This window comes from Pseudoxanthomonas wuyuanensis (assembly GCF_900215535.1).
In the GTDB taxonomy this organism is placed as follows: domain Bacteria; phylum Pseudomonadota; class Gammaproteobacteria; order Xanthomonadales; family Xanthomonadaceae; genus Pseudoxanthomonas_A; species Pseudoxanthomonas_A wuyuanensis.
Map to the genome: position 1 here is coordinate 50182 of NZ_OCND01000006.1, position 26207 is coordinate 76388.

Here is a 26207-nt window from a genome sequence, read left to right on the forward strand (position 1 = left end):
CCGCCCAGGAGGACGCTATGAAGATTCGATTGCTTGCTGTCGGCGCCATCGGCGCCATCGCCCTGGCCGGTTGCGCCACCACCTCGCCCGGCTACGGCAGTGGCGGCTATAGCGCACCTGCCGCGTCGTCGCGCTACTGCGCCGACTGCGGCATCGTTACCCGTATCGAACGTGTGCCTTCCGGACGCACCGCGCCGTCGGCCACCGGTGCGGTGCTTGGTGGCATCGTCGGCGCGGTCGCCGGCCGGCAGATTTCCGACCGTACTGGCGGCAGCGAAGGCAACAAGAACGTTTCCACCGCCGCCGGTGCGGTTGCCGGCGCCGTTGCCGGCAACGCCATCCAGAACCGCGTCACCGACGACACCTACGACGTGCATGTGCGCATGGACGATGGCCGCACCATCGTGATCAACCAGCGCGATCTGGGCGGCATCCGCGAGAACACCTATGTGCGCGTGCAGAATGGCCGGGTAGTCATCCGCTAAGCCCGCATCGCAGCGCCGCAACAAGAAAAAGCCCGACTTTCGTCGGGCTTTTTCTTCAAATCCGGCTTGCGGCAGCCGGGTGAAACCTCTGGATTAAAGCGCTTCGACCGCGTCGGCCTGCAGACCCTTCTGCCCCTGCACGACGGTGAAGCTGACTTTCTGGCCTTCTTTCAGGCTCTTGAAGCCCTGGCTCTGGATGGCACGGAAGTGCACGAACACGTCTTCGCCATTTTCGCGGCTGATAAAGCCGAAGCCTTTGGCATCATTGAACCACTTTACAGTTCCAGTCTCACGATCAGCCATCTACTTGCTCCTTGAAACGGTTGGTGGAAAACGCCCCGTGAGGCGGCTGGTTGCAAGGAGGAAGCGAGGTACAACGATGTAGCGGATCATCGATCTACCGCATCAGGCCACGATTCACGGTGACCTTGGCAACAGCAGCGGCCGCACATTAACCCGGCATTTATGAAAAAGCAAACATTTGGCAAAGTGGTTTCTGCGCGTCCAAACCTTTGATTCGGCTGGGAGAATTGCTTGGATATCAATACCCTTTATTACGCCGTGGCCGCCCTGCTGATTGCGGTCGGAATCGCCGGGGTGATCCTGCCGGTGCTGCCCGGTCTGCCGCTGGTCTTCGTGGGCATGCTGCTGGCCGCCTGGGCGGGGGATTTCCAGCAGGTCGGCTGGGTCAGCCTGACCGCGCTGGGATTGCTGACCCTGCTGTCGGTGGTGGTCGACTTCCTGGCCACCGCGGTCGGCGCCCAGCGTGTCGGCGCCAGCCGGAAAGCCTTGCTGGGCGCGGTTATCGGGACATTTGCCGGTTTGTTCTTCGGCCCGGTCGGGCTGTTCGCCGGGCCCTTCGTAGGCGCCTTGCTGGGCGAGCTCTGGCACGGCCGCGAGCTTGGCCAGGCGACCCGGGTCGGCTTTGGCACCTGGCTGGGCATCGCGCTGGGCGTGGTGCTGAAGCTGGGGCTGGCCTTCGCAATGATCGGTCTGTTCGCGTTCGCCTGGTTCCTGTAATCGGCGCTGCGGCAGAATGCCCTGGTTTCCCTCCACCCTCCGCCAAGGTCGTTCAATGACGAATACAAGCCTTTCGCTGTCGTTGCCGATGTTAGTAATTGCATTTACTTTCGTCCTGCCTGTTGCAGCGCAAGAAACATTGCCGTCGCAATCCCGTGGGGAGGCCTGCATCGCGGTGGACAACGATGCCGCACGGCTGGCCTGTTTCGATGCGGCATTCGGACGCACGCCGGACGACACTCACGCCGCCGACGCCGAGGCGATGGCGGCCAGGAACAGCCGCGAGCAGCAACGCGCCGCAGCCACTGCCGAGGCGCAATCGCAGTCGCTGAGCGAGCGCAGCCGGCGCCGTCTTGGCGCGCTGTTCCGCACCGACGACCCGACGATGCAGGAGGCACTGGCCAACGCCGGCAAGGGTTCGCTGCTGGACAGCCGCTGGGAACTGGCCAAAGACTCCAAGCTGGGCGTGTTCCAGCTGCGCGGCTACAAACCGGTCTATCTGCTGCCGGCGTTCTGGACCAGCGACAAGAACGAGCTGCCGCAATCGCCGAATCCGCGCAACACGGTCGCCGAGCCGTTGGACCTGCAGGAAACCGAAGCGAAGTTCCAGCTCAGCTTCAAGACCAAGTTCGCCGAGAACCTGTTCGGCGACAACGGCGATCTGTGGGGCGGTTATACCCAGAGTTCGCGCTGGCAGGTCTACAACGGCGACACTTCGCGGCCGTTCCGTGAAACCGACTACGAACCGGAAGTGCTGCTGGTATTCCGCAACAGTTACAGCATCGGCGGATGGAAGGGCCGCATGGCCGGCATCGGCATCAACCACCAGTCCAACGGCCGCGAAGACCCGCTGTCGCGCAGTTGGAACCGGGTGATCGCCACCATCGGCCTGGACCGCGACAACTGGGCGCTGGTGCTGCGCCCGTGGTTTCGCATTTCCGACGGCAACGACGACGACAACCCGGACATCGAGGACTACATCGGCCGCGGCGATGCGATGCTGACCTACAGCAATGGCGGCCACGAATTCACCGTACTGGGCCGCCACTCGCTGCGCGGCGGCGACGACTCCCGCGGTGCGGTGCAACTGGACTGGGGCTTTCCGATCAACCGCACCTTCCGCGGCCACGTGCAGGCCTTCCACGGCTATGGCGAAAGCCTGATCGACTACAACCACAAGGCCACCTATTTCGGCCTGGGTATCTCGTTGCTGGAGTGGTATTGAGAGGCCGGGACTGGGGACTGGGGACTGGGGACTGGGGACTGGGGACTGGGGACTGGGGACCGGGGACCGGGGACCGGGGACCGGGATTGAAACATCCTGTTGTCTGAGAGAGCACGGTCTTTCAGACAACAGGACCACCATCCCTCGTTTCTCGTTTCTCGTTTCTCGTTTCTCGTTCCTCATTTCTCGTTCCTCGTTCCTCGTTCCTCGTTCCTCACTCTTCCCCCCTCCCCTCCTCACTCCTCGTTCCTCCTCCCCAGTTCCTCGGCTATGCTTCCCGGCAACCCGACTGCCGACCCGACGCATGGACCGCAAACGCCGCTCGTTCTTCGCCTATTCCTCCGCGTTGCTGGGATTGCTCAGCCTGTTCGCGGTGCTTTGTTTCCACTTCCCCGAACTGCTGACCAGCAAGGAATTCCGTGCGGTCTATACCGAAGGCTTCGCGCGCAATCTGCTGTTGGTCGGCCTCAGCGCGGCCTTCGGCCTGGGTACGCTGGCGATCCTGCGCGATCGCAACAAGCGCATCGCGCTGATCGGTGTCGGCAGCGCAACGCTGGCGGTGCTGCTGGGCGGCACCAATGTGCAGTTCGACGGTATCGGGCAGACGCCCTACTCGCTGGGGCTGGACTGGTTCGTCATTTCGCTGTTCTTCTCGGCGCTGGTGTTCGTGCCGCTGGAGCACTACCTGGGCAAGCGGCGGATTTCGCCGCTGCGTTCCGGCTGGCGCACCGATGTGGCCTATTTCTTCATGAGCCATGTGCTGGTGCAGTTCATCCTGATCCTGGTGACCGCCTCCACCTCCACCATCGCCGGGCTGGCCGCCTTTCCGGCGCTGAAGAATGCGATCCAGTCGCTGCCGGTGTGGGCGCAGTTCCTGATCGCCGTTTTCGTGGCCGATCTGGCGCAGGCGCTGCTGCACCGGGCCTACCACAACATTCCCTGGCTCTGGCGGTTCCATGCCGTGCATCACTCCAGCCGCGAGATGGACTGGCTGGCCGGATCGCGCATCCACTTCATCGAGATCGTGCTGACCCGCAGCGCGGTGCTGTTGCCATTGCTGATCCTCGGGTTCTCGGCCTCGGCAGTGAACGCCTATGTGATCCTGGTCGGCCTGCAGGCGGTGCTGGCGCATGCCAACCTGGGTATCCGCTTCGGCGTGCTGGAATATCTGCTGGTGCTGCCGCGCTATCACCACTGGCACCACGCGCGGCACCCGGACTATCTGGATGTGAACTACGCCATCCACCTGCCGCTGGTGGACATGCTGATGGGCACATTCAAGCTGCCGCGCAAGCAGGAAGACTGGCCCGAGGAATACGGCGTGATGAAGCTGGAAACCGTGCCGCGCGGCATCCTGCGCCAGCATCTGATGCCGTTCCAGAGCGGGCGGAAGTTCGACGAGTACGTGGACTGAGCGATCGTCGCTCCCACAGGATGCACTTTCGCTACGTCCAGTCGGTCAGCCCCTCGCGGGCATAGACTTCCTTGAAACTCGGCAGCGCCTTCATGCGCTGCGCATGGGCTTGCAGCACCGGCCAGGTATCGGTCGGCTTGGGCATGTTGCGCGACCAGCGCATCAGCATGGTCAGCAGGAAATCGGCGGCCGTGCGCTGCGCGCCGAGCAGATAGGGGCCATGCGCGTCCAGATGATCGGCAACTTGCCCCCACGCCTTCTCCAGCTTCGCCCGGGCATGCTGGCGGCTGGCGTCGCTGTTCTCCGACCCTGCGATTTCATCCGAATAGAACCACGCGCGATAGGCCGGCATCAGCGTGTTGGCGCAGAACAGCATCCAGCGGTAGTACTGCGCGCGTTGGCTGCTCGCCACGGCCGGCGCCAGTTCCGCCTTCGGGTGCAGATCGGCCAGGTGCATGACGATGGCCGCGGTCTCGGTGATCGCCTGCCCGTCCATCACCAGCGTGGGCACCACCCCGGCTGGATTGAGCTTCAGGTAATCGGCGGATTTCTGGTCGCGCTTGTCGAAGTCCAGCTCATGCAGTTCATGCGGCACGCCCAGTTCGATCAACAGCCAGTGGACGACCAGACTGGCGGTGCTCCGGGAGTAGTAGAGGGTGGTGGGCATGGGATTCCTTATCGGGTTTCTGCCCCTCCCCTGCGAAGGCAGGGGGAGGGAGTTGTTGTTTTCCTTTACTCCACCAGCACCGGGATCTTGCCGATGCGCGCCTGCCATTGCTTCGGGCCGGTGTTGTGCACCGAGGTGCCCTGCGAATCGACCGCTACCGTCACCGGCATGTCCTGCACCTCGAATTCATAGATCGCCTCCATGCCCAGGTCGGCGAAGCCGACGACCTTCGCCGCCTTGATTGCCTTGGAGACCAGATACGCCGCGCCGCCGACCGCCATCAGATAGGCGGACTGGTGCTTGCGGATGGCCTCGATGGCTGCCGGGCCGCGCTCGGCCTTGCCGACCATGCCCAGCAAACCGGTCTGGCTGAGCACCTGCTCGGTGAACTTGTCCATGCGCGTGGCGGTGGTCGGGCCGGCCGGGCCGACCACTTCGTCGCGCACGGGATCGACCGGGCCGACGTAGTAGATGAAGCGGCCGCGCAGGTCGACCGGCAACGGCTCGCCCTTGTTGAGCATGTCGACCATGCGCTTGTGCGCAGCATCGCGGCCGGTCAGCAGCTTGCCGTTGAGCAGCAGCACTTCGCCGGGCTTCCAACTGGCCACGTCCTCGCGGGTCAGCGTGTCCAGGTTGACGCGGCGTCCCTTGGAGGCGTCGTAGGTCAACTGCGGCCAGTCTTCCAGCGACGGCGGCTCCAGCATCACCGGCCCGCTGCCGTCCAGGGTGAAGTGCGCGTGGCGGGTGGCGGCGCAATTGGGGATCATCGCCACCGGCAGGTTGGCCGCGTGGGTCGGATAATCCTTGACCTTGATGTCGAGCACGGTGGTCAGGCCGCCCAGGCCCTGCGCGCCGATGCCCAATGCGTTGACCTTTTCGTACAGCTCCAGGCGCAGCTCTTCGGCGCGATTGGACGGGCCGCGCGCCTGCAGATCGGTGATGTCGATCGGCTCCATCAACGATTCCTTGGCCAGCAGCATCGCCTTCTCGGCGGTGCCGCCGATGCCGATGCCCAGCATGCCCGGCGGGCACCAGCCGGCGCCCATGGTCGGCACGGTCTTGAGCACCCAGTCGACGATGGAATCGGAGGGATTGAGCATGGCGAACTTGGACTTGGCCTCCGAACCGCCGCCCTTGGCCGCGACGATCACATCGACGGTATCGCCCGGCACGACCTTGACGTTGACCACGCCCGGCGTGTTGTCCCTGGTATTGGTGCGTTTGCCGGCAGGATCGGCCAGCACCGAGGCGCGCAGCTTGTTGTCCGGATGGTTGTAGGCGCGGCGCACGCCTTCGTGGACCATCTCCTCCACGCCCATCGTGGCGTCGTCCCAGCGCACGTTCATGCCGATCTCAAGGAACACCGTGACGATGCCGGTGTCCTGGCAGATCGGGCGGTGGCCTTCGGCGCACATGCGCGAATTGATCAGGATCTGCGCGATGGCGTCCTTGGCCGCCGGCGATTCCTCGCGCTCATAGGCGGCGGCGAGGTTCTTGATGTAGTCGACCGGGTGGTAATAGCTGATGTACTGCAGGGCATCGGCGACGGACTGGATGAGGTCTTCTTGCTTGATCGAAGTCATGTAGGCAAAAGCCGGGGCTGCCGGTGGGTAGCGGGCGGGAACCGCCATTTTAGGCCAAAGTAGCGCCCCGGCCGGTGTCACGGCCGGCCATCCTGCCCCGTCCTGGCGCCATGAACACAGAAAACGCCTTCGAAACCCACCGCTCCCGCCTGTTCGGACTGGCCTACCGGTTGCTGGGCAGCCGCAGCGACGCCGAGGACGTGGTGCAGGACGCCTGGTTGCGCTGGCGGCAGGCCGACCGCGCCAGCATCCGCGATCCCGAAGCGTGGCTGGTCACCGCAACCACCCGCCTGGGCATCGACCGCCTGCGCGCTGCGCATACGCAGCGCCAGCACTATGTCGGCCCATGGCTGCCCGAGCCGCTGGAGATCGATGAAACCCCGGGCCCCGGCGACCGGGCCGAACTGGCCGAACAGGTTTCGCTGGCGTTCCTGGCGGCGCTGGAACGGCTGGGCCCCGAGGAACGGGCGGCATTCCTGCTCAAGGAAGCCTTCGACTACGACTATGCGCAAATCGCTTCGCTGCTGGGCCAGAGCCAGGCCAACTGCCGGCAGATGGTGCACCGTGCGCGCGAGCGCATACAGGCCGGGCGGCCGCGCTTCCAGGTGGCGCCGGAACAGCACCGCCGCCTGCTGGAGCGCTTCATGCACGCCGCCCGCGTCGGCGACCGTTCCGCCATCGCCGCGCTGTTGAGCGAGGATGCGCGGCTGGTGTCCGATGGCGGCGGCAAGGCGGTGGCGGTGATTCGTCCCCTGTTGGGCGCCGTGCGCATCGCGCGGCTGTTCTGGGCCGCCTATCGCCGGGCCGACCCAGCGGTCGAATGGCGCATGGGCACGGTCAACGGCGAACCGGCGATCCTGCGCTACCGCCACGGCGCGCTTGCCGCGGTGATGGTGGCGGTCAGCGACGGCGACCGCATCAGTGAACTGCTCACCGTGGCCAATCCGGAAAAAATCGGCCGCGCTGTCACGCCGGCATCCGCTGGCGCGTCCTGGTAGTGAAGGCGGCCATGGTGGCCGCCACTCCCCACTGCCATGAAATTCCATCGCGTCGAATACCCCAGGTACGTTCCCGAAGCCTTCCGCGGCCTGTACACGATCAGCCAGAGCCTGCATGGCGGAAAACTGGGCAAGGAGTTCGTCGAACTGATCTTCCTGCGCGTTTCGCAGATCAACGGCTGCGGATTCTGCCTGGACATGCACTCCACCGCGCTGCGCAACGCGGGTGTGGAGGGACGCAAGCTCGACACCCTCGCCGGCTGGCGCGAAAGCCGCTTCTTCGACGGGCGCGAAGGCGCGGCGCTGGCCTGGGCCGAACAGCTGACCACCCTGCCCTCCGGTGCGCCGGCCGATGCCACCTATGAGGCATTGAAAGCGCATTTCGACGAGCACGAGATCGCCGAACTGACCATGGCCGTGGCCACCATCAACGCCTGGAACCGGCTTGGCGTGGGCCTGCAGCCCGAACTGCCGTAAGCGCAAGCGAGCCGGCTGCACCACCCTTGGTGCCGCGCCCAGGGCCGCCCTGGGCGCAATCTCACGAGCCGGGGCGAGCCTGGCGCTGCGCCGATGCGCCCAACCGAGGCACCGGCCCGACGAACCGTGAGGGCGCGCCGGGCCGGCGGGTTTACCATGGCCGCACCTGCGTCAACGCCGAACCGCCATGGCCATCGCCGCCTCCCACCCACTCGCGCTGCCGCGGCGCGAACAACTGTTCTGGCTGCTGCACATCGGCGGCTGGACCGGCTATTTCAGCCTGGGCTACCTGTCGGCATTGGCCTACGGCAAACCCGCCGGCTACTGGATGGTGCCGCTGACGGCAGCCATTACCGGCTCCGTGGTGACGCTGGGGCTGCGCCTGCTGTTGAGGGCCTGCTGGGGCCAGCCGCCGATGCGGCTGCTGGCGATCATGGTGCTGCCGGTGCTGGCCAGTTCGGCGGTGATGGATCGGGTGACCCGCAGCGTATTGATCGAGTTCTGCCCGACCTGCGGGCCGGACAGCCGGCTTGCCTATGTGGCTTACGCGTTCACCTACATCTACGTGGTGCTGGCCTGGGTCGGCCTGTACCTGGGCGTGAAGTACTACCGGCAATTGCAGGACCAAACCCAGCGCGCGCTGGCCGCGCGCAACATGGCGCATCAGGCGCAGCTGAAGATGCTGCGTTACCAGCTCAATCCGCATTTCCTGTTCAACACGCTCAATGCCATCTCCACGCTGATCCTGGACCGCGACAACGCCACCGCCAACCGCATGGTGCAGGGGCTGTCGGCATTCCTGCGCCATTCGCTGGACAACGACCCGATGCAGCGGGTCACGCTGAGACAGGAACTGGATGCGCTGACCCTGTACCTGGGTATCGAGAAGATCCGCTTCGCCGAACGGTTGCGGATCGAAACCGACATCGATGCCGACTGCTGGCGCGCGCTGCTGCCCAGCCTGCTGCTGCAGCCGCTGGTCGAAAACGCCATCAAATATGCCGTTGCGCGCGAGGTGTCCGGCGGAACGCTGCGCATACAGGCGCGCCGCGAGGATGCGCAACTGGTGCTGAAGGTGATCGACGACGGCCCGGGCTGCGCCGCGCTGGAAGGCGGCGAACTGCCGCCGGGCAAAGGCGTGGGCCTGCGCAACACGCGCGAACGGCTCAACGTGCTGTACGGCGACGCCGGCGGCTTCTCGGTGCGCAACCTGCCCCGCGGCATCGAGGTCTGCCTGCGCCTGCCGTTCGAAACCGCGGCCACCGCCATCGACAGGGCCGGACATGAAGACTGATGCGATCGCAGCGGTAGCGGCGCAGCGCATACGCACGCTGATCGTCGACGACGAACCGCTGGCAAGGCGCGGGCTGGAGCTGCGGCTGGCCGAACACGCCGACATCGAAATCGTCGGCCAATACGGCGACGGCGCCGCCGCGGTCGCCGCCGTGCACGCGTTGCGGCCGGATCTGATGCTGCTGGACGTGCAGATGCCGGGCGTGGACGGGTTCGGAACGCTGCGGAACATTCCGGCCGCGGAAATGCCGCTGGTGATTTTCGTCACCGCCTACGACCACTACGCGATCCGCGCGTTCGAGACCTCGGCGGTGGACTACCTGCTCAAGCCGGTGGAGGACAGCCGCCTGCATCAGGCGCTGGCGCGCGTGCGGCAGACGCGCGCCCAGCATGCGGCCAAAGGCCATTGCGCGCGGCTGCTTGGGTTGCTGGGCCAGCTCAGCGGCCGGCCGCTGGATCTCCACGAAGCCCTGCAGCCTGATTTCCTCGAGCAACTGCGCCGCGAAGACAAGCTGGCCGTGCGCGATGGCCAACGCACGGTCAAGGTCGACCTGGCCTGCATCCGCTGGATCGACGCCGCCGGCGACTACATGTGCATCCACACCGACGGCGACACACCGCAGGGCAACACCATCATCCTGCGCGCCACCATGCGGGAACTGGAACAGCAACTGGATCCTCAGCGCTTTCCGCGCATCCACCGCTCCACCATCGTCAACGCCAGGCGCGTGGTGGAACTGCGCCCGCACACCAACGGCGAAAGCTTCCTGCGACTGGACTGCGGGCAGGAACTCAAGCTTTCGCGCACGCATCGGGACAAGCTGGCGGTGTTGATCTGAGGCACCGGCAATCTCTCCTTGTGGGAGCGACGCGAGTCGCGATGGGCTAACGGCAACGCTTCATCGCGACTCACGTCGCTCCTACAGGGGAAGATCCCGGGCATCCGCCCAACGCTTCGGCGCACGCCTTCCACGGTTCAGCGCAACGCGCGCAGCGGTATGACTTCCGGCCCATTTCTGCATCGATGCACGCGCGCATCGTGCCGCCGCCCCCTCTGCAGATGCGCCGATGAAGATCACCGAATCCGCCCTCCGCAATCCCGCCGCCGTCGCTGCCGTGGTGGCGCTTGCCTGCCTGTTCGGCGCGCTGAGCCTGCGCAGTCTTCCGCTGCAGCTGTTTCCCGACATCGAGCGTCCGCAGATGTCCATCCAGACCAACTGGCGCGCCGCTTCGCCGCAGGAACTGGAATCGGAAATCGTCGAGCCCATCGAGGCGGTGATGCAGGGCCTGCCGGGGCTGGAGGAAATTGCCTCCAACATCAACACCGGCAACAGCTTCATCAACCTGACCTTCGCCGTCGGCAGCGACATGGATGCGATGCTGGTCGAGGTGCTGGCGCGGATGAACCGGCTGCCGCCGCTGCCGCGCGACGCCAATCCGCCGGTGGTGCAGGCCGGCGCCGACAACGCCAACAACTCGCTGACCTATTTCTTCGTGCAGAAGATGCCGGGGACGCCCGGCAACATTCTCGACTACCGGCAGATGATCGAGGACCGCATCGTGCCGCGCCTCGCTTCGGTGGAAGGCGTGGCCGGCGTGGACATCAACGGCGCCGCGCCGGAAGAACTGACCATCACGCTGAACCTGGAACGTGCCGCCGCGCTGGGCATCCAGATACCGGAAATCGCCGCGCAGGCCGCCCGCGCCACCGACGTATCCGGCGGCATGATCGAGTCCGGGCGCCGCGAATACATCCTGCGCTTCGCCGGCCGCTACTCGCCGGAGGCACTGGGCAACCTGATACTGGCCTGGCGCGACGGGCGACCGATTCGCCTGGGTGATGTGGCCACGGTGGAAGTCAAGCGCCCGGAGCAGCGCTTTTTCGCCTACCAGAACGGCAACCCCGCCATCGGTCTGCGCATCCTGCGCGAAAGCGGCGCCAATGTCCTGGATACGCTGGACGAGGTGAAACGGGTCGTGGCCGAAGTGCGCGAAAGCGAACTGCGCCCGCAGGGCCTGGATATCGCCCAGAGCTTCGATGCCTCGGTCTTCATCAACCGCGCCATCGGACTGCTTTCGGGCAGCCTGCTGGCCGGCGTGGTGCTGGCGGTGGGCTGCCTGTGGTGGTTCCTGCGCGACGTGCGCGCCACCGCGCTGATCGCCTGCGCCATTCCCATCTCGCTGTTGGCCACCTTCATCGTGCTGCAGCTGACCGGGCGCAGCCTCAATGTCATCTCGCTGGCGGGGCTGGCCTTTGCGGTCGGCATGGTCATGGACGCGGCGGTGGTGGTGGCCGAGAACATCGTGCGCCTGCGCGAATCCGGCCTGCCGGCCCGGCAGGCGGCGCTGGACGGCACGCGCCAGGTGGGCGGCGCGCTGGTGGCTTCCACGCTGACCACGGTGGCGGTATTCGTACCGGTGATCTTCATGGAGGACGTGGAAGGCCAGCTGTTCGCGGACCTGGCGTTGACCATCTCCATTGCGGTGGGCATCTCGCTGCTGATCGCGGTCACGGTGTTGCCGGCGGCTGCCGGCAGCTGGCTGCGGCAGCGCCAAACTGCCGTCCGCAGCGACAGCTGGCTGCGGGTCAGCCGCTGGGCGTTGCAGGTGACCGATGGCCGGCGCCGCCAACTGGCCTGGGTAGGCGCCCTGGTGCTGGCGCCGGCGCTGCTGGCGGTCGCGCTGATGCCGCAGATCGACTACCTGCCGCCGGTCAAGCGCGCGGCGGTGGACGCGTTCTTCAACTTTCCGCCCGGCATGAGTCCGGAACGGGTCAACCGCGAAATCGCGCCCATCCTGCTGCAACGCATGCGTCCGTACATGGACGGCGAAAAAGGCCCGCAGCTGAGCAACTGGTATCTGAACCTGTGGCCCGGCGGAGGCACGTTGGGCGCGCGCGTGGTCGATCCGGCGGACATTGGCGAACTCGAACGCATTGTCCGCGATGAAATCGTCGTCGGTTTTCCCGATACGCGCGCCTTCGCCAGCGAGGGCGAACTGTTCGGCAGTTTCGGCGGCTCCGCCCGCGCCATCGCCATCCATCTGCAGCATGCCGACGGCGATGCGCTGACCCAGGCCGCCGAAACCGGACGCCGGTTGCTCAGCGAACGCTTCCCCGGCGCCAATGTGCAGGCCTGGCCCAATGCCGATGCCGGCACCCCGGAGCTGCGCATCAATGCCGACGACCGGCGCCTGGCCGAAGCGGGCTGGCGGCGGCCGGAGCTGGGCACGGTGGTACGCACGCTCGGCGAAGGGCAATGGCTGGGCGAACATTTCGATGGCGACCGCCGCTTGCCGATCATCCTGCGCAGCGACCGCGACAACGCCTTCGAGCGGCTCGGCGCCGCGCCGCTGGCGACGCCGGCCGGCGGCATCCTGAGCCTGGGCGAGCTGGCGCAGGTCGACACCGTGCTGGCGCCCAACCAGGTGCGCCGCATCGATCGCCGCCGCACCGTCACCCTCACCGTCGACCCGCCCGCGGCGCTGTCGCTGGAGGCGGCGCTGGACATCATCGACAGCGACATCGTCCCGGAGTTGCGCGAATCGCTGCCCGCCGACGCCGCCATCCGTATCTCCGGCAGCGCCGACCGGCTGGGCGAGGTGGTGCGCAGCATGGCCGGCAATTTCGCGATGGCCCTGCTGGTGCTGTTCCTGCTGATGGCGGCGATGTTCCGCTCCCTGCGCGACAGCGCCTTCGTGATGGCGACGTTGCCGATGGCGGTGCTGGGCGGCGTGCTGGGCCTGCACGCGCTGGATCTGGCCGCCGGCCAGACCCTGGACCTGCTGTCGATGATCGGCTTCATCATGCTGCTTGGCATGGTGATCAACAACGCCATCCTGCTGGTCGCGCAGACGCGCGAAGCGCAGGCTGCCGGCGCGTCCATCGACGATGCGTTGCGGCAGGCGCTGGAACAGCGCCTGCGTCCGATCCTGATCGCAGCGCTGACCGGCGTATTCGGCGCGCTGCCGATGGCGATCAATCCCGGTCCCGGCGCCGCGATCTACCGCGGCCTGGCGGCGGTCACCGTCGGCGGCGTGGCGCTGAGCCTGCTGTTCACCATCGTGCTGGTGCCGGCGCTGTTGCGGCTGGCCGCGGCGCGGCAACCGGCCGTCGTGGCCGGCGCCGAAACCGGCACCCTGCCCCAATCCGCTTCCTGACGTTGTTGGAGACCCCCCATGCGCATGCTGCCAAAATGCCTGCTTGCCGTTGCCGTAACCACCGCAGCGGCGGCGCTGCTGTTCGACCGCGATGCCGATGCCAGCGCCCCGGCCAAACCGCCGGCGCCGCCGGCTGCGATCGTCGATGTGGCTCCGGCGGTCGCCACTTCGTTCGCCCCGCGCCATTGGGCGCCGGGCAGCGTGATCAGCCGCGACGATGCGCGCGTAGCCAGCGAACAGGGCGGCCGCATCGTCCGCATCGCCGAGGTCGGCACGCGTCTGCGCAGCGGCGATGCGCTGGCGGTGCTGGACGATACCGCATTGCGCCTGCGCGAACGCGAGGCCGCCGCCAACCTGGGCCGCATCCGTTCGCAACTGGATCTGGCCATCCGCCAGGAAGCCCGCTATGCGCAATTGGCCGCGCAGCAGAACATCGCCCGCGCCCAGCACGATCAGTTGCAGGCCGACCGCGACATGCTGGCGCAGGAACGCGCCAGCGCCGAGGCGCTGCTGGCGCAGATCCGCCACCAGCGCAGCCAGATGGTGATCCGCGCGCCGTTCCCTGGCCTGGTCGTCGAGCGCCTGGCGCAGTTGGGCGAATACCTGGCGGCCGGCGAGGCGGTCGCGCGGCTGGTCGATACCGACGACCTGGAAGTGCGCGTGCGCGCGCCGGTGGATCTGGCAAAGAACCTGCGGGTCGGCGGCAACGTGCTGGTGCGGGTGGCCGGTACCGAGTCGGTCAACACGATCAGTGCGCTGGTGCCGGTTGGCGATGAAGCCTCGCGGCAGCTGGAACTGCGCATCGCCATGGCTTCCCTGCAGTTGCCGGTCGGCACGGCGCTGGAAGTGGGGCTGCCCAGCGCAAGCGAGCGCAACGTGCTGGCGGTACCGCGCGATGCGGTGATCCTGCGCCGCGAAGGCAGTTTCGTGCTGCGGGTGGACGCAGCCGACAAGGCCGAGCGTATCGCGGTGGAAACCGGCGCCAGCCTGGACGGCCTGGTCGAAGTGCAAGGCGATCTGCGCGCCGGCGACCGTTTGATCGTGCGCGGCGGCGAGCGCGTGCAACCGGGCCAGACGGTGGCCATCCAGGAGCTGGCGCAGGCCACCGCGATGCGCTGATTGCCTGGCAGCTCTCGTCACCATGTTGTGGGAGCGACGTTGTAGGAGCGACGTGAGTCGCGATGGGCTTCCACGGTAGAGCTTCATCGCGACTCACGTCGCTCCTACATAGGTATCAGGAGCAGAACCGGCGCTTTACCCATTCAGAGGCGAGTGCAGGCACAATCCCGGCATGGTTTCGACCCACGCCCCCCATGCCGGCAGCGCCCCGCCAGGCGGCAAGCCCAACCTGCGCGAACGCTTCAATGCGATGCGCAACCTGCCGCCGTTCCTCAAACAGATCTGGCAGACCAGCCCCGGCCTGACCATCGCCAGCCTGGGCCTGCGCGTGATCCGCGCCTTGCTGCCCATCGTCACCCTGTACATCGGCAAGCTGATCATCGACGAGGCGATCCGGCTGGTCGGGCTGGGCCTGGGCTTCCAGTCGCTGGGCGGGGCCTGGCGCAGCGGCCAGCTCAATCCGCTGCTGTGGCTGCTGGTGCTGGAATTCGCGCTGGCAATCCTGTCGGACCTGCTGGGCCGGCTGGTCAGCTATGCCGATGCGCTGCTGTCGGAACTGTTCACCAACGCCACCAGCATCCGCCTGATGGAACACGCGGCCACACTGGACCTGGAGGACTTCGAAGACCCCGACCTGCAGGACAAGCTGGACCGCGCACGCCGGCAGACCATGGGCCGGATGAACCTGATGAGCATGCTGTTCGGCCAGATGCAGGACGCGATCACCGTGGTCAGCTTTGCCGCCGGCCTGCTGATCTACGCGCCGTGGCTGATCGTGCTGCTGGCCATCGCGCTGATCCCGGCCTTTGTCGGCGAGGCGCATTTCAACGCCTTGGGTTACTCGCTGAATTTCCAGTGGACGCCCGAGCGCCGCCAGTTGGAGTACATGCGGCAGATGGGCGCCAGCGTGGAGACGGCCAAGGAGGTGAAGATTTTCAATCTGCACCGCTTCCTGATTTCGCGCTACCGCACGCTGGCCGACAAGTTCTTCCTGGCCAACCGTTCGCTGGCGCGCAGGCGCGCGGTCTGGGGGGCGTTGCTGGCGGCGCTGGGCACGCTGGGCTACTACGTGGCCTATGGCTATATCGCCTGGCGCACCGTCCGCGGGGATTTCAGCATCGGCGATCTGACCTTCCTGGCCGGCAGCTTCCGCCGCCTGCGGCAGTTGCTGGAAGGCCTGCTGGTGGGGTTTTCGCAGGTCGCCGGACAGGCGCTGTACCTGGACGATCTGTTCTCGTTCTTCGAACTGGAACCGGAGATTACCTCGCCGGAAAACCCGGTGCCGGTGCCCAGGCCAATGGCGCGCGGCTTCACCTTCGAGAACGTCGGCTTCCGTTATCCCGATGCCGGGCGTTGGGCGGTGCGGCACCTGGATTTCGAATTGCGCGCCGGCGAGGTGCTGGCGCTGGTTGGCGAAAACGGCGCCGGCAAGACCACCCTGGTCAAGCTGCTGGCGCGGCTGTACGACCCCGACGAAGGCCGCATCCTGCTGGACGGCCGCGACCTGCGCGACTACGACATCGACGAGCTGCGCGCCAATATCGGCGTGATCTTCCAGGATTTCGTCCGTTACCACCTGACCGCCGGCGAGAACATCGGCGTCGGCCGGATCGAGGCGATGGACGACACCGCACGCATTCGCGAGGCGGCCCGGCGCGCGATGGCCGACGAGGTCATCGCCTCGCTGCCGATGGGATACGACCAGTTGATAGGCCGCCGCTTCAAGACCGGGGTGGATTTGTCCGGCGGACAATGGCAGAAGATCGCCATCGCTCGCGCCTATATGCGCGATGCGCAGGTGATGATTCTGGATGAACCCACCGCGGCGCTGGACGCGCGCTCCGAGTTCGAAGTCTTCCAGCGCTTCAAGGAATTGTCGGACAATCGCACCGCAGTGCTGATTTCTCACCGGTTTTCCAGCGTGCGCATGGCCGATCGTATCCTTGTACTGAATGAAGGCCGGCTGGAGGCCAGCGGCACCCACGAACAACTGCTGGCCGCCGGCGGGCGCTACGCCGAACTGTTCGAACTGCAGGCCGCCGGCTATCGTTGAACCCCCACAGGAGAATTCCCCTTGCTTTCGACATCCGTGCTTTCGACATCCTTGCTGCCGACCCCGCGTCGTCTGGCCCTTGCCATTGCGCTCTCGGTTTCCGTTGCCGCCTGCCAGCCACCCGCCAACGGCGAAGCCTCCGCCAATGGCGCCAGCGCCGCCACGGCCAGCGAGCAGTCGCCGCAGGCCCTGGCCAGCAGCGCCGGCCAGTACCAGATCACCGAAGTCGTCAGCGGACTGGACCATCCGTGGGCCATCGCATTTCTGCCCGACGGCTCATCGCTGATCACCGAGCGCTCCGGCGCGCTGCGCCGTCTGGGCAGCGACGGCACGCTGTCGGCGCCGCTGGCCGGCGTGCCTGCGGTTTTCGCCGAAGGCCAGGGCGGCCTGCTGGACGTGGCGGTGGCGCCTGATTTCGCAAGCAGCCAGCGCATCTACCTGAGCTATGCCGAGCCCGGCGAAAACGGCACCGCCGGCACCGCGGTGGCGATGGCCACGCTGGGCGATGCCGGCCTGAGCGAGGTCAAGGTGATCTACCAGCAGCAACCGAAGCTGGAAGGCCCCAACCATTTCGGCTCGCGGCTGGTGTTCGACGACCAGGGCCATCTGTTCATCAGCCAGGGCGAGCGCAACCATCGCCCGACCTCGCAGGAACTGGACAAGCTGCAGGGCAAGCTGGTGCGGCTGAACCTGGACGGCAGCGTGCCGCGCGACAATCCGTTCGTCGGCCAGGCCGGCGCGCGCCCGGAAATCTGGAGCTACGGCCACCGCAACATGCAGGGCATGGCCATCGATCCGCGCACCGGCAAGCTGTGGCAGAACGAGCACGGCCCGCGCGGCGGCGACGAGATCAACCTGCCGCAGCCGGGCAAGAACTACGGCTGGCCGGTCATCACCCACGGCATCAACTATTCCGGCCAACCCATCCCCGAAGCCGAAGGCCGGGAGAAGCCTGGCATGGAGCAGCCCCACCACGTCTGGGAAAAATCCCCGGGAGTGTCGGGCATGGCCTTCTACACCGGCCGTCCCGGCACGCCGTGGAACGACAGCCTGTTCATCGGTTCGCTGGCCGAGCGCAACCTGATCCGGCTGAGCCTGGACGGCGACAAAATCGTCGGCGAAGAGCGCCTGCTCAATGAAATCGGCGAGCGCGTACGCGATGTCCGCATCGGTCCCGACGACCATGTCTATGTGCTGACCGATGAAGTCGACGGCAAGCTGTTCCGCATCCAGCCGCCGAAGGCGCCATGAAGGGTCGCAAACGCCTTCGGGCAATCGCCTCGCACCGCATGCGGCAGTTTCTACCGGCGGCACTGGCCGTGCTCGCGGTCGCCGCACTGGCACAGGAAACCGAGGGCTACGCGCAAGCCAAGGCCAAGGCCGACGCCGATGAAGCATCGCTGCCGGCGGCCGAGAAGCAGCAGTTGGTGGCGGCGCAGGGTCGGTTGCTGGAACAACTGGCCTCGGCCTGCGCCACGCCCCGGCCCGACGTCTCATCGTTCGTGGTGGTGATGGAACTGGACGCCGAAGGCCGCGTCGTCGGTACCTGGCGCCAGGGCAGCACGCCACTGGCGATCTGCTTCCAGAAAGGCGTCGCCAACCAGACCCTGACGCCGCCGCCACGGGTGCCGTTCCATACCTCGCTGGAACTGACCTTCACCCCGTAGGCGCTGCGGCGGCGCCCAACTGCCGTCTTCCGGGAACCCAGGTCGCTGGGTCCCGGCCTGCGCCGGGATGACGAAGCTGTCAGCTAGATCGTCCGCGAATGCCGCACCGGCTGGCCGGGCAGATCCAGGTAGCGGTCGAAGCGCATCGCAATCACCCGCAGCAGTCCCCTGCCGCGGGCAGTGACCTGGATGCGATCCTGCAGCACCTGCACCAGGCCATCCTGGACCAGCGGCGCCAACGCGTCGATGGCATCGTGGAAGTAGTCGCCGAACACGATGCCATGCGAACGCTCGACCGGTTCGAACTCGACCTCGCCCAGGCACATCAGCCGCTGGATCACGTCCGCGCGCAGCACATCGTCGTTGTCCAGCAGCAGTCCGCGCATGATCGGCAGGCGGCCTTCCTCCAGCGCCGCCTGCCAGGCCGGCAGTTCGCGCTGGTTCTGGCAGAAGCTGTCGCCGACGTGGCTGATTGCGCTGACGCCCAGCCCCAGCAGATCGGTCTGGGCGTGCGTGGTGTAGCCCATGAAATTGCGGTGCAGATCGCCGCGCCGCTGCGCCACCGCCAAATCGTCCCCCGGCAGCGCGAAATGATCCATGCCGATGTAGCGGTAACCCGCAGCCGACAGCGCCTCCACCGCCAGGCCCAGCAGCGCCAGCTTCTCCTCGGCGCTGGGCAGGTCCTGCTCTTCGATCTGCCGCTGCGCCCGGAACAGCCGCGGCAGGTGCGCATAGCCGTAGACGGCCAGCCGGTCCGGCCGCAACGCGATCACCTGCTCCAGCGTGCGCGCAAAGCCGCGCTGCGTCTGCAACGGCAGGCCGTAGATCAGATCGATGTTGACCGAACGCATCTTCTGGTCCCGGCAGGCGTCGACGATCTCCCGAGTCTGCTCGAGGCTCTGGATGCGGTTGACCGCCAGTTGCACCTGCGGGTCGAAGTCCTGCACGCCCAGGCTGGCGCGATTGAACCCGGCCCTGGCCAGCACCGCGATGTCGTTGGCGTCGACAAAGCGCGGATCCAGCTCGATCGAAAAATCCCTGCCCGGGTCGTCGCTGAAGGCGAACAAGCGGCCCAGCTCGGCCACCAGATCCGCCAGCTGCGCCGGCCGCAGGAAGTTCGGCGTGCCGCCGCCCAGATGCAACTGGATGACCTCGCGGCTGCCGTCGAACAGCGGCGCGACCAGCGCGATTTCGCGCTTCAGCAGCGCCACGTACTCATCGCCCTGCGCCTGGTCGCGGGTGATGCTGCGGTTGCAGCCGCAATAGAAACACGGGCTGCGGCAGAACGGGACGTGCAGGTACAGCGAAAGCAGCCGCGAAAATGCCCCGACATTGCTGTTGACCGCCGCGCGGACGAAATCCTGGGCGGAAAAATCGGCGCTGAAATGCGGCGCCGTCGGGTAGGAGGTGTAACGCGGGCCGGGGCCGTCATAGCGCCGCAGCAGTTCGGCATCGAAAGGCCAGTCGTGCGGTTTCGGGAGCGGGAGCGTCATGGCCGGATCTTCCGCGTCCGTGGCGCAGGCCGCCTTGACTTGAATCAATGCCCGCTCAACGCAGGCCGCCGCCGCGTTCCCAGGCGACCTCTCTACCGCCGGTCCGGGTCAGGTTGCCGTTGCCACCTCCGGACAACAAAGCTTGTCCGGACCTTTCCCAGCGGCAGAGCCCTACTGCAGTTCGAAGCGATCGGCATCGAGCATCGCCGGGAAATTCTGCCGGTGCGCGGCCAGCGCCTGGGCGGAAATCACCGCGGTGGCGATGCCCTCCTGCTCCCCCATCTCGGCCAGCGGTTGGCCAAGGAAATCGATCACCGCGCTGTCGCCGGCATAGTCCAGGCGGTTGCCGTCGCGGCCGACCCGGTTGACCGCAGCCACGTAGCACAGGTTTTCGATCGCGCGGGCGCGCAGCAACGTCTTCCACGGGTAGGCGCGCGCGGCCGGCCAGTTGGCGACAAACAGCTGCAGGTCGAAATCCATGCCGCCAGGCCGCTCGACATCGAAACGGTTGCGGCAGAACACCGGAAAGCGCAGGTCGTAGCAGACCTGCGGATTGATCCGCCAGCCCTTCCATTCCACCGTCAGCCTGTCCCGGCCGGCGGCATAGCGGTGGTGCTCGTTGGCGTAGCGGAACAGGTGGCGCTTGTCGTAATGCCGCAGCTGGCCATCGGGCGTGGCCCACAGCAGACGGTTGAACACCCCCTGTGCAGTGCGCAGCTGCACGCTGCCGGTCACCGCCGCACCCAGCAGTTCGGCCTGGGTGCGGATCCACGCCACCGTTTCCCCTTCCATGCCTTCGGCCCGGTCGATGGCCTCGTTGCTGAAGCCGCTGGTGAAGGTTTCCGGCAGGATCACCAGATCCGTCTGCCCGGCCAGCGGCGCGATCAGCCCGCCGTAGTAGTCGCGGTTGCCTTCCGGGTCGTGCCAGCGGGTGGCGCCCTGGACCAGGGAAATTTTCAGGTCTTGCATCGGAAAGGCCTTTCAGTTCGCAAGTGTTCTGTGTGCGGAAAAACCGCCCGCTGCGCGGGCTGCGAAGCCGGCGGCGATGCCGCCTGCGCATGGCGAAGAAGACAGCGCCTGTTCTTCGCCCTTGGCAGGTGCCGCAGGCGCGATCTCACGGTTCATCATTTCCTTCTTTACAGCTTCTTCAAGCGTTCTATCGCCGCATCCAGCGTCGCCTGGTTCTTGGCGAAACACAGCCGCGCCAGCCGTTGGCCGGCGGGCGGCACCTCGTAGAACGGCGACAGCGGGATCGCGGTGACACCGTGTTCGACGGTCAGCCATTTCACGAATTCGGTATCCGGCAGGTCGCTGACCGCCGAGTAGTCCACCAGTTGGAAGTAGCCGCCCGGCACCGGCAGCGGCTTGAGCCGGGTGCCCAGCAACTGTTCGCGGAAATGGTCGCGCTTGGCCTGGTAGAACGCGCCCAGTTGCTCGTAGTGCTCCGGTTGCTCGCGGATCATCGCGGCGAACGCGAACTGCGCCGGGCTGAACGTGGTGAAGGTGTTGTACTGGTGCACCTTGCGGAATTCGGCCGTCAGCGCGGGCGGCGCGATCGCGTAGCCGACCTTCCAGCCGGTGCAGTGATAGGTCTTGCCGAAACTGGACACCACGAAGGCGCGCCCGGCCAGTTCCGGCCAGCGCAGCACCGACTCGTGGCGGCGGCCGTCGAAGATGATGTGTTCGTAGACTTCATCGGACAGCAGGAAAATACCGGTGTCACGCAGTATTTCCGTCAATTCCTGCAAGTCGGCTTCATCCAGCATCGCGCCGGACGGGTTGTGCGGGCTGTTGATCAGCAGCAGCCGGGTCCTGGGCGTGATGGCCGCGCGCACCCTGCTCCAGTCGACCGCAAAGGTCTGCGGGTCCAGCGCCACATGCACCGCGCGCGCGCCGGCCAGTTCGATCGCCGGTTCGTAGCTGTCGTAGGCCGGGTCCAGCACGATCACCTCCTCGCCCGGGCGCACCACCGCATGGATGGCGTTGAACAGCGCCTCGGTGGCGCCGCTGGTCACGGTGACTTCGTTGTCTGCATCCACTTGGCGCCCGTAGCAGCGCAGCGCCTTTTCGGCGATGGCCTGGCGCAGCGGCGCCACCCCGGTCATCGGTGCGTACTGGTTGTGGCCGGCGCGCATGGCCGCGTCCAGTTCGTCGACCAGCCGTTGCGGCACAGCAAAGTCGGGGAACCCCTGGCCCAGGTTGACCGCACCGTGCTCGGCCGCCAGCTGCGACATCACGGTGAAGATGGTGGTGCCCACCTTGGGCAGTTTGGTTTCTAGCGGCATCCGCCTTTCCGGTTGCGGGGGGGAAACCCACAGTGTACGCAATGACGAAGACCGGCGATGATGGGGCCATGGCTCAACACAGCGTTCCCGACGCGGAAAAGGTCCGGCTGGCCGCCGCCTGGGCGGCCGCCCATTATTTCGTCGCCATCGCCGGCCGCGACTGGCTGTTCACCATCGGCCAGCCGGCGACCGATATCGAACGCCAGCTGATGGCCGAACGCTATCTGTTCATCACCGCCTGGAACCCGCCACCGGGCCTGCAGCCGCGCGAAGCCAACCTGGCCGCCGACCAGCGCCTGCAAACGCGGCTGGTGCACGAGGGCCTGCGCCACCATCCGGCGTTGGGCTGCGACGCCCACGGCGGTGAAGTCGAACGCGGCTGGCTGGCGCTGGACGCGCCGCTGCCGCTGTCCGATGCGCTGGGACGGGAATTCGGCCAGGGCGGCACGCTGGCGTGGTCGCAGGGCGAACCGGTCAGATTGCGGATGCTGTGGCCGCGCCCGGCCGGCGCCTTTGACGATGGCTACACCGACTGGGTCGGTTGACGCTCGTCCCGCCAAGGCAAAACCTGCCGCTGCGAATACAATAAGCGGCTCCAATGCGCCGGTCTGCACCGACGCAGCGCCCGGCCGACGACGACTTGATGACCGATTCCCCGCATTCCCACCCGCCGCTGCTGGCCGCGCGGGGACTGGCGTTCTCGCGCAACGACGAGCCGGTGTTCGGCCCGCTGGACTTTGCGGTGGATGCCGGCGAAGCGCTGCTGGTGCAGGGCGGCAACGGCGCCGGCAAGACCACATTGCTGCGGGTACTGGCCGGACTGCTGCGGGCCGATGCCGGCGAAATCGACATCGGCGGCCACCCGGCCGGCCCGACCAGGCGTTCGCGCGCCATCGCCTACCTGGGCCATCTGCCGGCGCTGAAGGCGGATCTGGACGCGCTGGAGAACCTCGATTTCCTGTGCGGCCTGCATGGCCGCCGCGCGCGCCAGATCCCCGGCAACGCGCTGGCCATCGTCGGCCTGGCCGGCTACGAGGACACCCTGGCCCGGCAGCTGTCGGCCGGCCAGAAGAAGCGCCTGTCGCTGGCGCGGCTGTGGCTGTCGCCGGCGCCGCTGTGGCTGCTGGACGAGCCCTACGCCAACCTGGACCTGGAAGGCATCAACCTGGTCAACCGGATGATTTCCGCGCACCTGCGCGAAGGCGGCGCCGCCCTGGTCACCACCCACGGCGCCTACGCCGCGCCGCCGGTGCAGACGCGGATGCTGGTGCTGGGGGGAGACCGCGATGCGTAGCATGACCACGCCTGGCCTGCTCCAGTCCGCCCGCGCCCTGCTGGCCCGCGATCTGCGGCTGCTGTGGCGCCGCCGCGGCGACAGCCTGCAGCCGGCGCTGTTCGCGCTGCTGGTGGTGGTGATGTTTGCGCTGGGGCTGGGCGGCGAGCCGCAGGCGCTGGCGAACGTGGCCTCGGCGGTGTTGTGGGTGGCGGTGCTGCTGGCCGGCCTGCTGTCGCTGGACACGCTGTTCCGCGGCGATGCCGAGGACGGCTCGCTGGAGCAATGGGTGCTGGCGCCGGTACCGCTGGCCTGGCTGGTTGCAGTGCGCGTGTTCAACCACTGGCTGACCACCGTGCTGCCGCTGATCGTGGCCACGCCGCTGCTGGGCGAACTGCTGCATCTGCCGCGCGAGCAATTGCCGGTACTGCTGGTGTCGCTGGCGCTGGGCACGCCGCTGCTGAGCCTGCTGGGCGCGGTGGTGGCCGCGCTGACCGTCGGCATGCGCCGTTCGGGCATCCTGGTGGCGCTGCTGGCGCTGCCGCTGTACGTGCCGGTGCTGGTGTTCGGCGCCGGCAGCGTTGCCGCCAGCGCCCAGGGCCTGGACGCGGTTGGCGCGTTGCTGCTGCTGGCCGCCGGACTGGTCGTGGCGCTGGTGCTGGCGCCGCTGGCCGCCGCCGCAGCCATCCGCATTGCGCTGAACTGAATCGCGGTAATTGATCCAGCGCAATTACAGCCCCCCGGAAAGCGCCTAACGTGCGTCGGTATCCCTACCTTTCCGGAGCTTCCTGATGACCCGCAAGACCCCCTTGGCGCTGATGCTGACGCTGGCCCTGGCCGGCCTGGCCCCCGCCGCCTTCGCCGCCTGTTCGATCGAACTGGAAGGCAACGATGCGATGAAGTTCAACCTGGCCAACATCGACGTCAGCAAGAAGTGCACCACGTTCGAGGTCAAGCTCCGCCATACCGGCAAGATGGCGCGCAACGTGATGGGCCACAACGTGGTGGTCAGCCGCACCGCCGACATGGCCGCCATCAACGCCGACGGCATCAAGGCCGGCCTGGCGACCGAGTACGTCAAGCCGGGCGATGCCCGGGTCATCGCCCACAGCAAGGTGATAGGCGGCGGCGAAAGCACCTCGTTCGTGATTCCGGTCGGCAAGCTGAACGCCGCCAACGGCCCGTACTCGTTCTTCTGCAGCTTCCCCGGCCACGCCGCACTGATGAAGGGAACCGTCACCCTCAAGCCCTGAGCAAGGGCTTGGCCCGGCAGCGGCTGCGGCGCCTGCCGGGCCAGTAGCGGCGCACCCTTCCGGGCCTGTGCCGCCGCCGCCGCCAACAGACGGCCAGTATCGATATGTCGGCCGTTTGGCCGGGCTGGTATCCTTATGCGCTCGCGGGCGTTGCCTGGCGGCTGCCGCCGGCACGCAGGCCGGCAGGCGCCCATCACTGCCGGCGATGGCTGGCCCCTGGGGCGGATGCCCGCACCGCAATCCGAGTAGACCGCCCACGCATGAGTTCCGCCGCACGCAATCCCCTGGTCCGCTGGTTCCACCAGCTCGGCTCGCCGCCCTACTTCGACCGCTTCGCCGCGCGCTGGGCGCCGTGGGGCTATGGACTGGGCCTGCTGGTGATGGCCTACGGGATCTATGCCGCCCTGTTCGTCGCCCCGCCCCACGAAGAGCAATTGGACGGTTTCCGGATTTTCTATGTCCACGTACCCAGCGCCTGGATGAGCATGGCGGTGTTCGCGCTGATGGCGTTCTACGCGGCCATCGCGCACATCTGGCGGATCAAGCTGTGCGAGATCCTGGCCATGGCCTGCGCGCCGATTGGCGCCGCCTTCACCGTCATTACCCTGGTCACCGGTTCGATCTGGGGCTACCCGATGTGGGGCACCTGGTGGGACTGGGACCCGCGCCTGACCACGGAACTGATCCTGCTGTTCCTGTATCTGGGCGTGATGGGCCTGAACAACGCCATCGACGATCAGCGCGCCGCCGCCCGCGCGGCCGGGCTGCTGGCCATCGTTGGCGTGGTGCTGCTGCCGATCATCCGTTACTCGGTGGTGTGGTGGAACTCGCTGCATCAGGGCGCAACCATCAATATCTTCGGCGAGACGCAGATGCACCCGGACATGCTGTCGCCGCTGATCTGGATGCTGGTCGGCACCAAGCTGTGGTTCATCGGCGCGCTGCTGGCGCGTGCGCGCGCCGACAACCTGCGCCGCGAATCGGGCAAGGCCTGGGTGGCCACGCTGGCCGGAGGCCGGCAGCCATGACCCATCTGAATTTCATCATCGCCGCCTACGCGGTGTTCGTGGCGGTCCTTGGCTGGGACTACCTGTCCACCCGCCTGCAGATCCGCCGCCAGCTGCGCAACGCGCGCCTGCGCGCGGCGCGCGAAGCCAGCCGGCCCGGCCCGGGCGACAAATCCGCAACCGAGTTGATCCGATGAATCCTGTCCGCCGCCGCCGGTTGTTGTTCGTGCTGCTGATCGTGGCCGTCGCCGCGATCGCCACCACGCTGATCGTCCTGGCCCTGGAGCGCAATGTCGCCTACCTGTACACGCCGGCCGAAGTGCTGCGCGGGGAAGCCGGCGAACGCGCGCGCTTCCGCCTGGGCGGGATGGTCGAGAAGGGCTCGTTCCGGCGCGAGGCCGGTTCGCTGGAGGCGCATTTCCGCGTCACCGACGGCGATGCGCAGTTGCCGGTCGTCTACGACCGCATCCTGCCGGACCTGTTCCGCGAGGGCCAGGCGGTGGTGGCCACCGGAACGATGAAGGACGGCGTGTTCGTTGCCGAGAACGTGCTGGCCAAGCACGATGAGTCCTACATGCCGAAGGAACTGTCCGACAAGATGGGCACCGCGCACCAGAAGCACGATGTGCAGACGCCTGCGGCGGAGTCGGCGAATTGATCGCTCCAAGCGTTCTTTCCCTGTCTGGGTTCCTTGCATCACTGGCGACGAAAAGCGTTTCGCGCTGTACGCGCGGGTT

At 67.0% G+C, this 26207-nt stretch carries 27 protein-coding genes; 20 read left to right on the forward strand and 7 right to left on the reverse strand.

The window, feature by feature from the left end; genetic code table 11:
• The first annotated feature begins 17 nt into the window (after positions 1–17).
• Positions 18–485, forward strand: a complete 468-nt coding sequence (locus CRO39_RS12865; RefSeq protein ID WP_097122361.1) for a glycine zipper 2TM domain-containing protein — start codon at positions 18–20, stop codon at positions 483–485.
• A gap of 93 nt (positions 486–578) precedes the next feature.
• Here CRO39_RS12865 and CRO39_RS12870 read toward each other — a convergent pair whose 3' ends face one another.
• Complete coding sequence (locus CRO39_RS12870; protein ID WP_097122362.1) at positions 579–788, reverse strand: cold-shock protein; 210 nt, start codon at positions 786–788, stop codon at positions 579–581.
• A 231-nt stretch (positions 789–1019) separates the two neighbouring features.
• Between CRO39_RS12870 and CRO39_RS12875 the strand changes: the two genes are divergently transcribed.
• The 3 genes from CRO39_RS12875 to CRO39_RS12885 all read left to right on the forward strand — a co-directional run bounded on the left by CRO39_RS12875 (position 1020) and on the right by CRO39_RS12885 (position 4144).
• Complete coding sequence (locus tag CRO39_RS12875) at positions 1020–1505, forward strand: DUF456 domain-containing protein (RefSeq protein WP_097122363.1); 486 nt, start codon at positions 1020–1022, stop codon at positions 1503–1505.
• Positions 1506–1560: 55 nt separating this feature from the next.
• Positions 1561–2730, forward strand: a complete 1170-nt coding sequence (locus tag CRO39_RS12880) for a phospholipase A (protein ID WP_425479700.1) — start codon at positions 1561–1563, stop codon at positions 2728–2730.
• A gap of 304 nt (positions 2731–3034) precedes the next feature.
• Entirely contained in the window at positions 3035–4144 is a 1110-nt protein-coding gene (locus tag CRO39_RS12885) for a sterol desaturase family protein (RefSeq protein WP_097122365.1), read from the forward strand.
• Between the two features lie 31 nt (positions 4145–4175).
• Here CRO39_RS12885 and CRO39_RS12890 read toward each other — a convergent pair whose 3' ends face one another.
• Together CRO39_RS12890 and CRO39_RS12895 are read right to left on the reverse strand one after the other, a co-directional pair.
• A complete protein-coding gene (locus tag CRO39_RS12890) occupies positions 4176–4811 on the reverse strand; it encodes a glutathione S-transferase family protein (protein WP_097122366.1) in 636 nt (211 codons plus the stop codon).
• A 65-nt stretch (positions 4812–4876) separates the two neighbouring features.
• Complete coding sequence (locus tag CRO39_RS12895) at positions 4877–6394, reverse strand: fumarate hydratase (protein ID WP_097122367.1); 1518 nt, start codon at positions 6392–6394, stop codon at positions 4877–4879.
• A 110-nt stretch (positions 6395–6504) separates the two neighbouring features.
• On the opposite strand from CRO39_RS12895, the gene CRO39_RS12900 reads away from it, so the two are divergent.
• The 9 genes from CRO39_RS12900 (at position 6505) to CRO39_RS12940 (ending at position 18159) form a co-directional block, all read left to right on the forward strand.
• Positions 6505–7392 carry an RNA polymerase sigma-70 factor gene (locus CRO39_RS12900; RefSeq protein WP_097122368.1) on the forward strand — a complete coding sequence of 296 codons (888 nt, stop codon included), beginning with the start codon at positions 6505–6507 and terminating at the stop codon, positions 7390–7392.
• Between the two features lie 36 nt (positions 7393–7428).
• Positions 7429–7869 carry a carboxymuconolactone decarboxylase family protein gene (locus CRO39_RS12905; protein ID WP_097122369.1) on the forward strand — a complete coding sequence of 147 codons (441 nt, stop codon included), beginning with the start codon at positions 7429–7431 and terminating at the stop codon, positions 7867–7869.
• A 187-nt stretch (positions 7870–8056) separates the two neighbouring features.
• Positions 8057–9163, forward strand: coding sequence for a sensor histidine kinase (locus tag CRO39_RS12910; protein ID WP_097122370.1), 1107 nt, complete (start codon positions 8057–8059; stop codon positions 9161–9163).
• The gene (locus CRO39_RS12915) at positions 9153–10001 is read left to right on the forward strand and encodes a LytR/AlgR family response regulator transcription factor (RefSeq protein ID WP_097122371.1); all 849 of its coding nucleotides are present in this window, start codon (positions 9153–9155) and stop codon (positions 9999–10001) included. Before CRO39_RS12910 ends, CRO39_RS12915 begins: the two co-directional genes overlap by 11 nt.
• Before the next feature lie 229 nt (positions 10002–10230).
• A complete protein-coding gene (locus CRO39_RS12920; protein WP_097122372.1) occupies positions 10231–13320 on the forward strand; it encodes an efflux RND transporter permease subunit in 3090 nt (1029 codons plus the stop codon).
• An 18-nt stretch (positions 13321–13338) separates the two neighbouring features.
• Positions 13339–14439 carry an efflux RND transporter periplasmic adaptor subunit gene (locus CRO39_RS12925; protein WP_097122373.1) on the forward strand — a complete coding sequence of 367 codons (1101 nt, stop codon included), beginning with the start codon at positions 13339–13341 and terminating at the stop codon, positions 14437–14439.
• A 172-nt stretch (positions 14440–14611) separates the two neighbouring features.
• Entirely contained in the window at positions 14612–16492 is a 1881-nt protein-coding gene (locus tag CRO39_RS12930) for an ABC transporter ATP-binding protein (RefSeq protein ID WP_097122374.1), read from the forward strand.
• A gap of 21 nt (positions 16493–16513) precedes the next feature.
• Complete coding sequence (locus CRO39_RS12935; protein WP_238394556.1) at positions 16514–17743, forward strand: PQQ-dependent sugar dehydrogenase; 1230 nt, start codon at positions 16514–16516, stop codon at positions 17741–17743.
• Positions 17740–18159: a hypothetical protein gene (locus CRO39_RS12940; protein ID WP_097122375.1), complete on the forward strand. Its 420-nt coding sequence runs from the start codon at positions 17740–17742 to the stop codon at positions 18157–18159. The genes CRO39_RS12935 and CRO39_RS12940 overlap by 4 nt, the downstream gene beginning before the upstream one ends.
• A gap of 83 nt (positions 18160–18242) precedes the next feature.
• Here the strand turns inward: CRO39_RS12940 and hemN are convergent, their stop codons facing one another.
• The 4 genes from hemN to CRO39_RS12955 form a co-directional block, all read right to left on the reverse strand.
• Positions 18243–19652 carry an oxygen-independent coproporphyrinogen III oxidase gene (hemN, locus tag CRO39_RS12945; protein ID WP_097122578.1) on the reverse strand — a complete coding sequence of 470 codons (1410 nt, stop codon included), beginning with the start codon at positions 19650–19652 and terminating at the stop codon, positions 18243–18245.
• Positions 19653–19823: 171 nt separating this feature from the next.
• On the reverse strand, positions 19824–20621 hold the full coding sequence (locus CRO39_RS12950) for an amidohydrolase (protein ID WP_097122376.1): 798 nt from the start codon (positions 20619–20621) through the stop codon (positions 19824–19826).
• Positions 20622–20633: 12 nt separating this feature from the next.
• Positions 20634–20777 carry a hypothetical protein gene (locus tag CRO39_RS20950; RefSeq protein WP_162125716.1) on the reverse strand — a complete coding sequence of 48 codons (144 nt, stop codon included), beginning with the start codon at positions 20775–20777 and terminating at the stop codon, positions 20634–20636.
• An 11-nt stretch (positions 20778–20788) separates the two neighbouring features.
• Positions 20789–21937 (reverse strand): pyridoxal phosphate-dependent aminotransferase, encoded by a 1149-nt coding sequence (locus tag CRO39_RS12955; RefSeq protein WP_097122377.1) that lies wholly within the window; start codon positions 21935–21937, stop codon positions 20789–20791.
• 68 nt (positions 21938–22005) lie between these two features.
• Between CRO39_RS12955 and CRO39_RS12960 the strand changes: the two genes are divergently transcribed.
• From CRO39_RS12960 to ccmE, 7 genes are all read left to right on the forward strand, one after another.
• The gene (locus CRO39_RS12960; RefSeq protein ID WP_162125715.1) at positions 22006–22482 is read left to right on the forward strand and encodes a DUF3293 domain-containing protein; all 477 of its coding nucleotides are present in this window, start codon (positions 22006–22008) and stop codon (positions 22480–22482) included.
• Positions 22483–22580: 98 nt separating this feature from the next.
• Complete coding sequence (gene ccmA, locus CRO39_RS12965; protein ID WP_097122579.1) at positions 22581–23231, forward strand: heme ABC exporter ATP-binding protein CcmA; 651 nt, start codon at positions 22581–22583, stop codon at positions 23229–23231.
• Positions 23224–23916, forward strand: a complete 693-nt coding sequence (gene ccmB / locus CRO39_RS12970) for a heme exporter protein CcmB (RefSeq protein WP_338015726.1) — start codon at positions 23224–23226, stop codon at positions 23914–23916. Before ccmA ends, ccmB begins: the two co-directional genes overlap by 8 nt.
• Before the next feature lie 85 nt (positions 23917–24001).
• Positions 24002–24463: an azurin gene (gene azu, locus CRO39_RS12975; RefSeq protein ID WP_097122380.1), complete on the forward strand. Its 462-nt coding sequence runs from the start codon at positions 24002–24004 to the stop codon at positions 24461–24463.
• Between the two features lie 260 nt (positions 24464–24723).
• The gene (gene ccmC, locus CRO39_RS12980) at positions 24724–25491 is read left to right on the forward strand and encodes a heme ABC transporter permease CcmC (RefSeq protein WP_097122381.1); all 768 of its coding nucleotides are present in this window, start codon (positions 24724–24726) and stop codon (positions 25489–25491) included.
• Positions 25488–25667 (forward strand): heme exporter protein CcmD, encoded by a 180-nt coding sequence (locus CRO39_RS12985; RefSeq protein ID WP_097122382.1) that lies wholly within the window; start codon positions 25488–25490, stop codon positions 25665–25667. Before ccmC ends, CRO39_RS12985 begins: the two co-directional genes overlap by 4 nt.
• Positions 25664–26128 carry a cytochrome c maturation protein CcmE gene (gene ccmE, locus CRO39_RS12990; RefSeq protein ID WP_097122383.1) on the forward strand — a complete coding sequence of 155 codons (465 nt, stop codon included), beginning with the start codon at positions 25664–25666 and terminating at the stop codon, positions 26126–26128. The genes CRO39_RS12985 and ccmE overlap by 4 nt, the downstream gene beginning before the upstream one ends.
• Positions 26129–26207 lie beyond the last annotated feature (79 nt).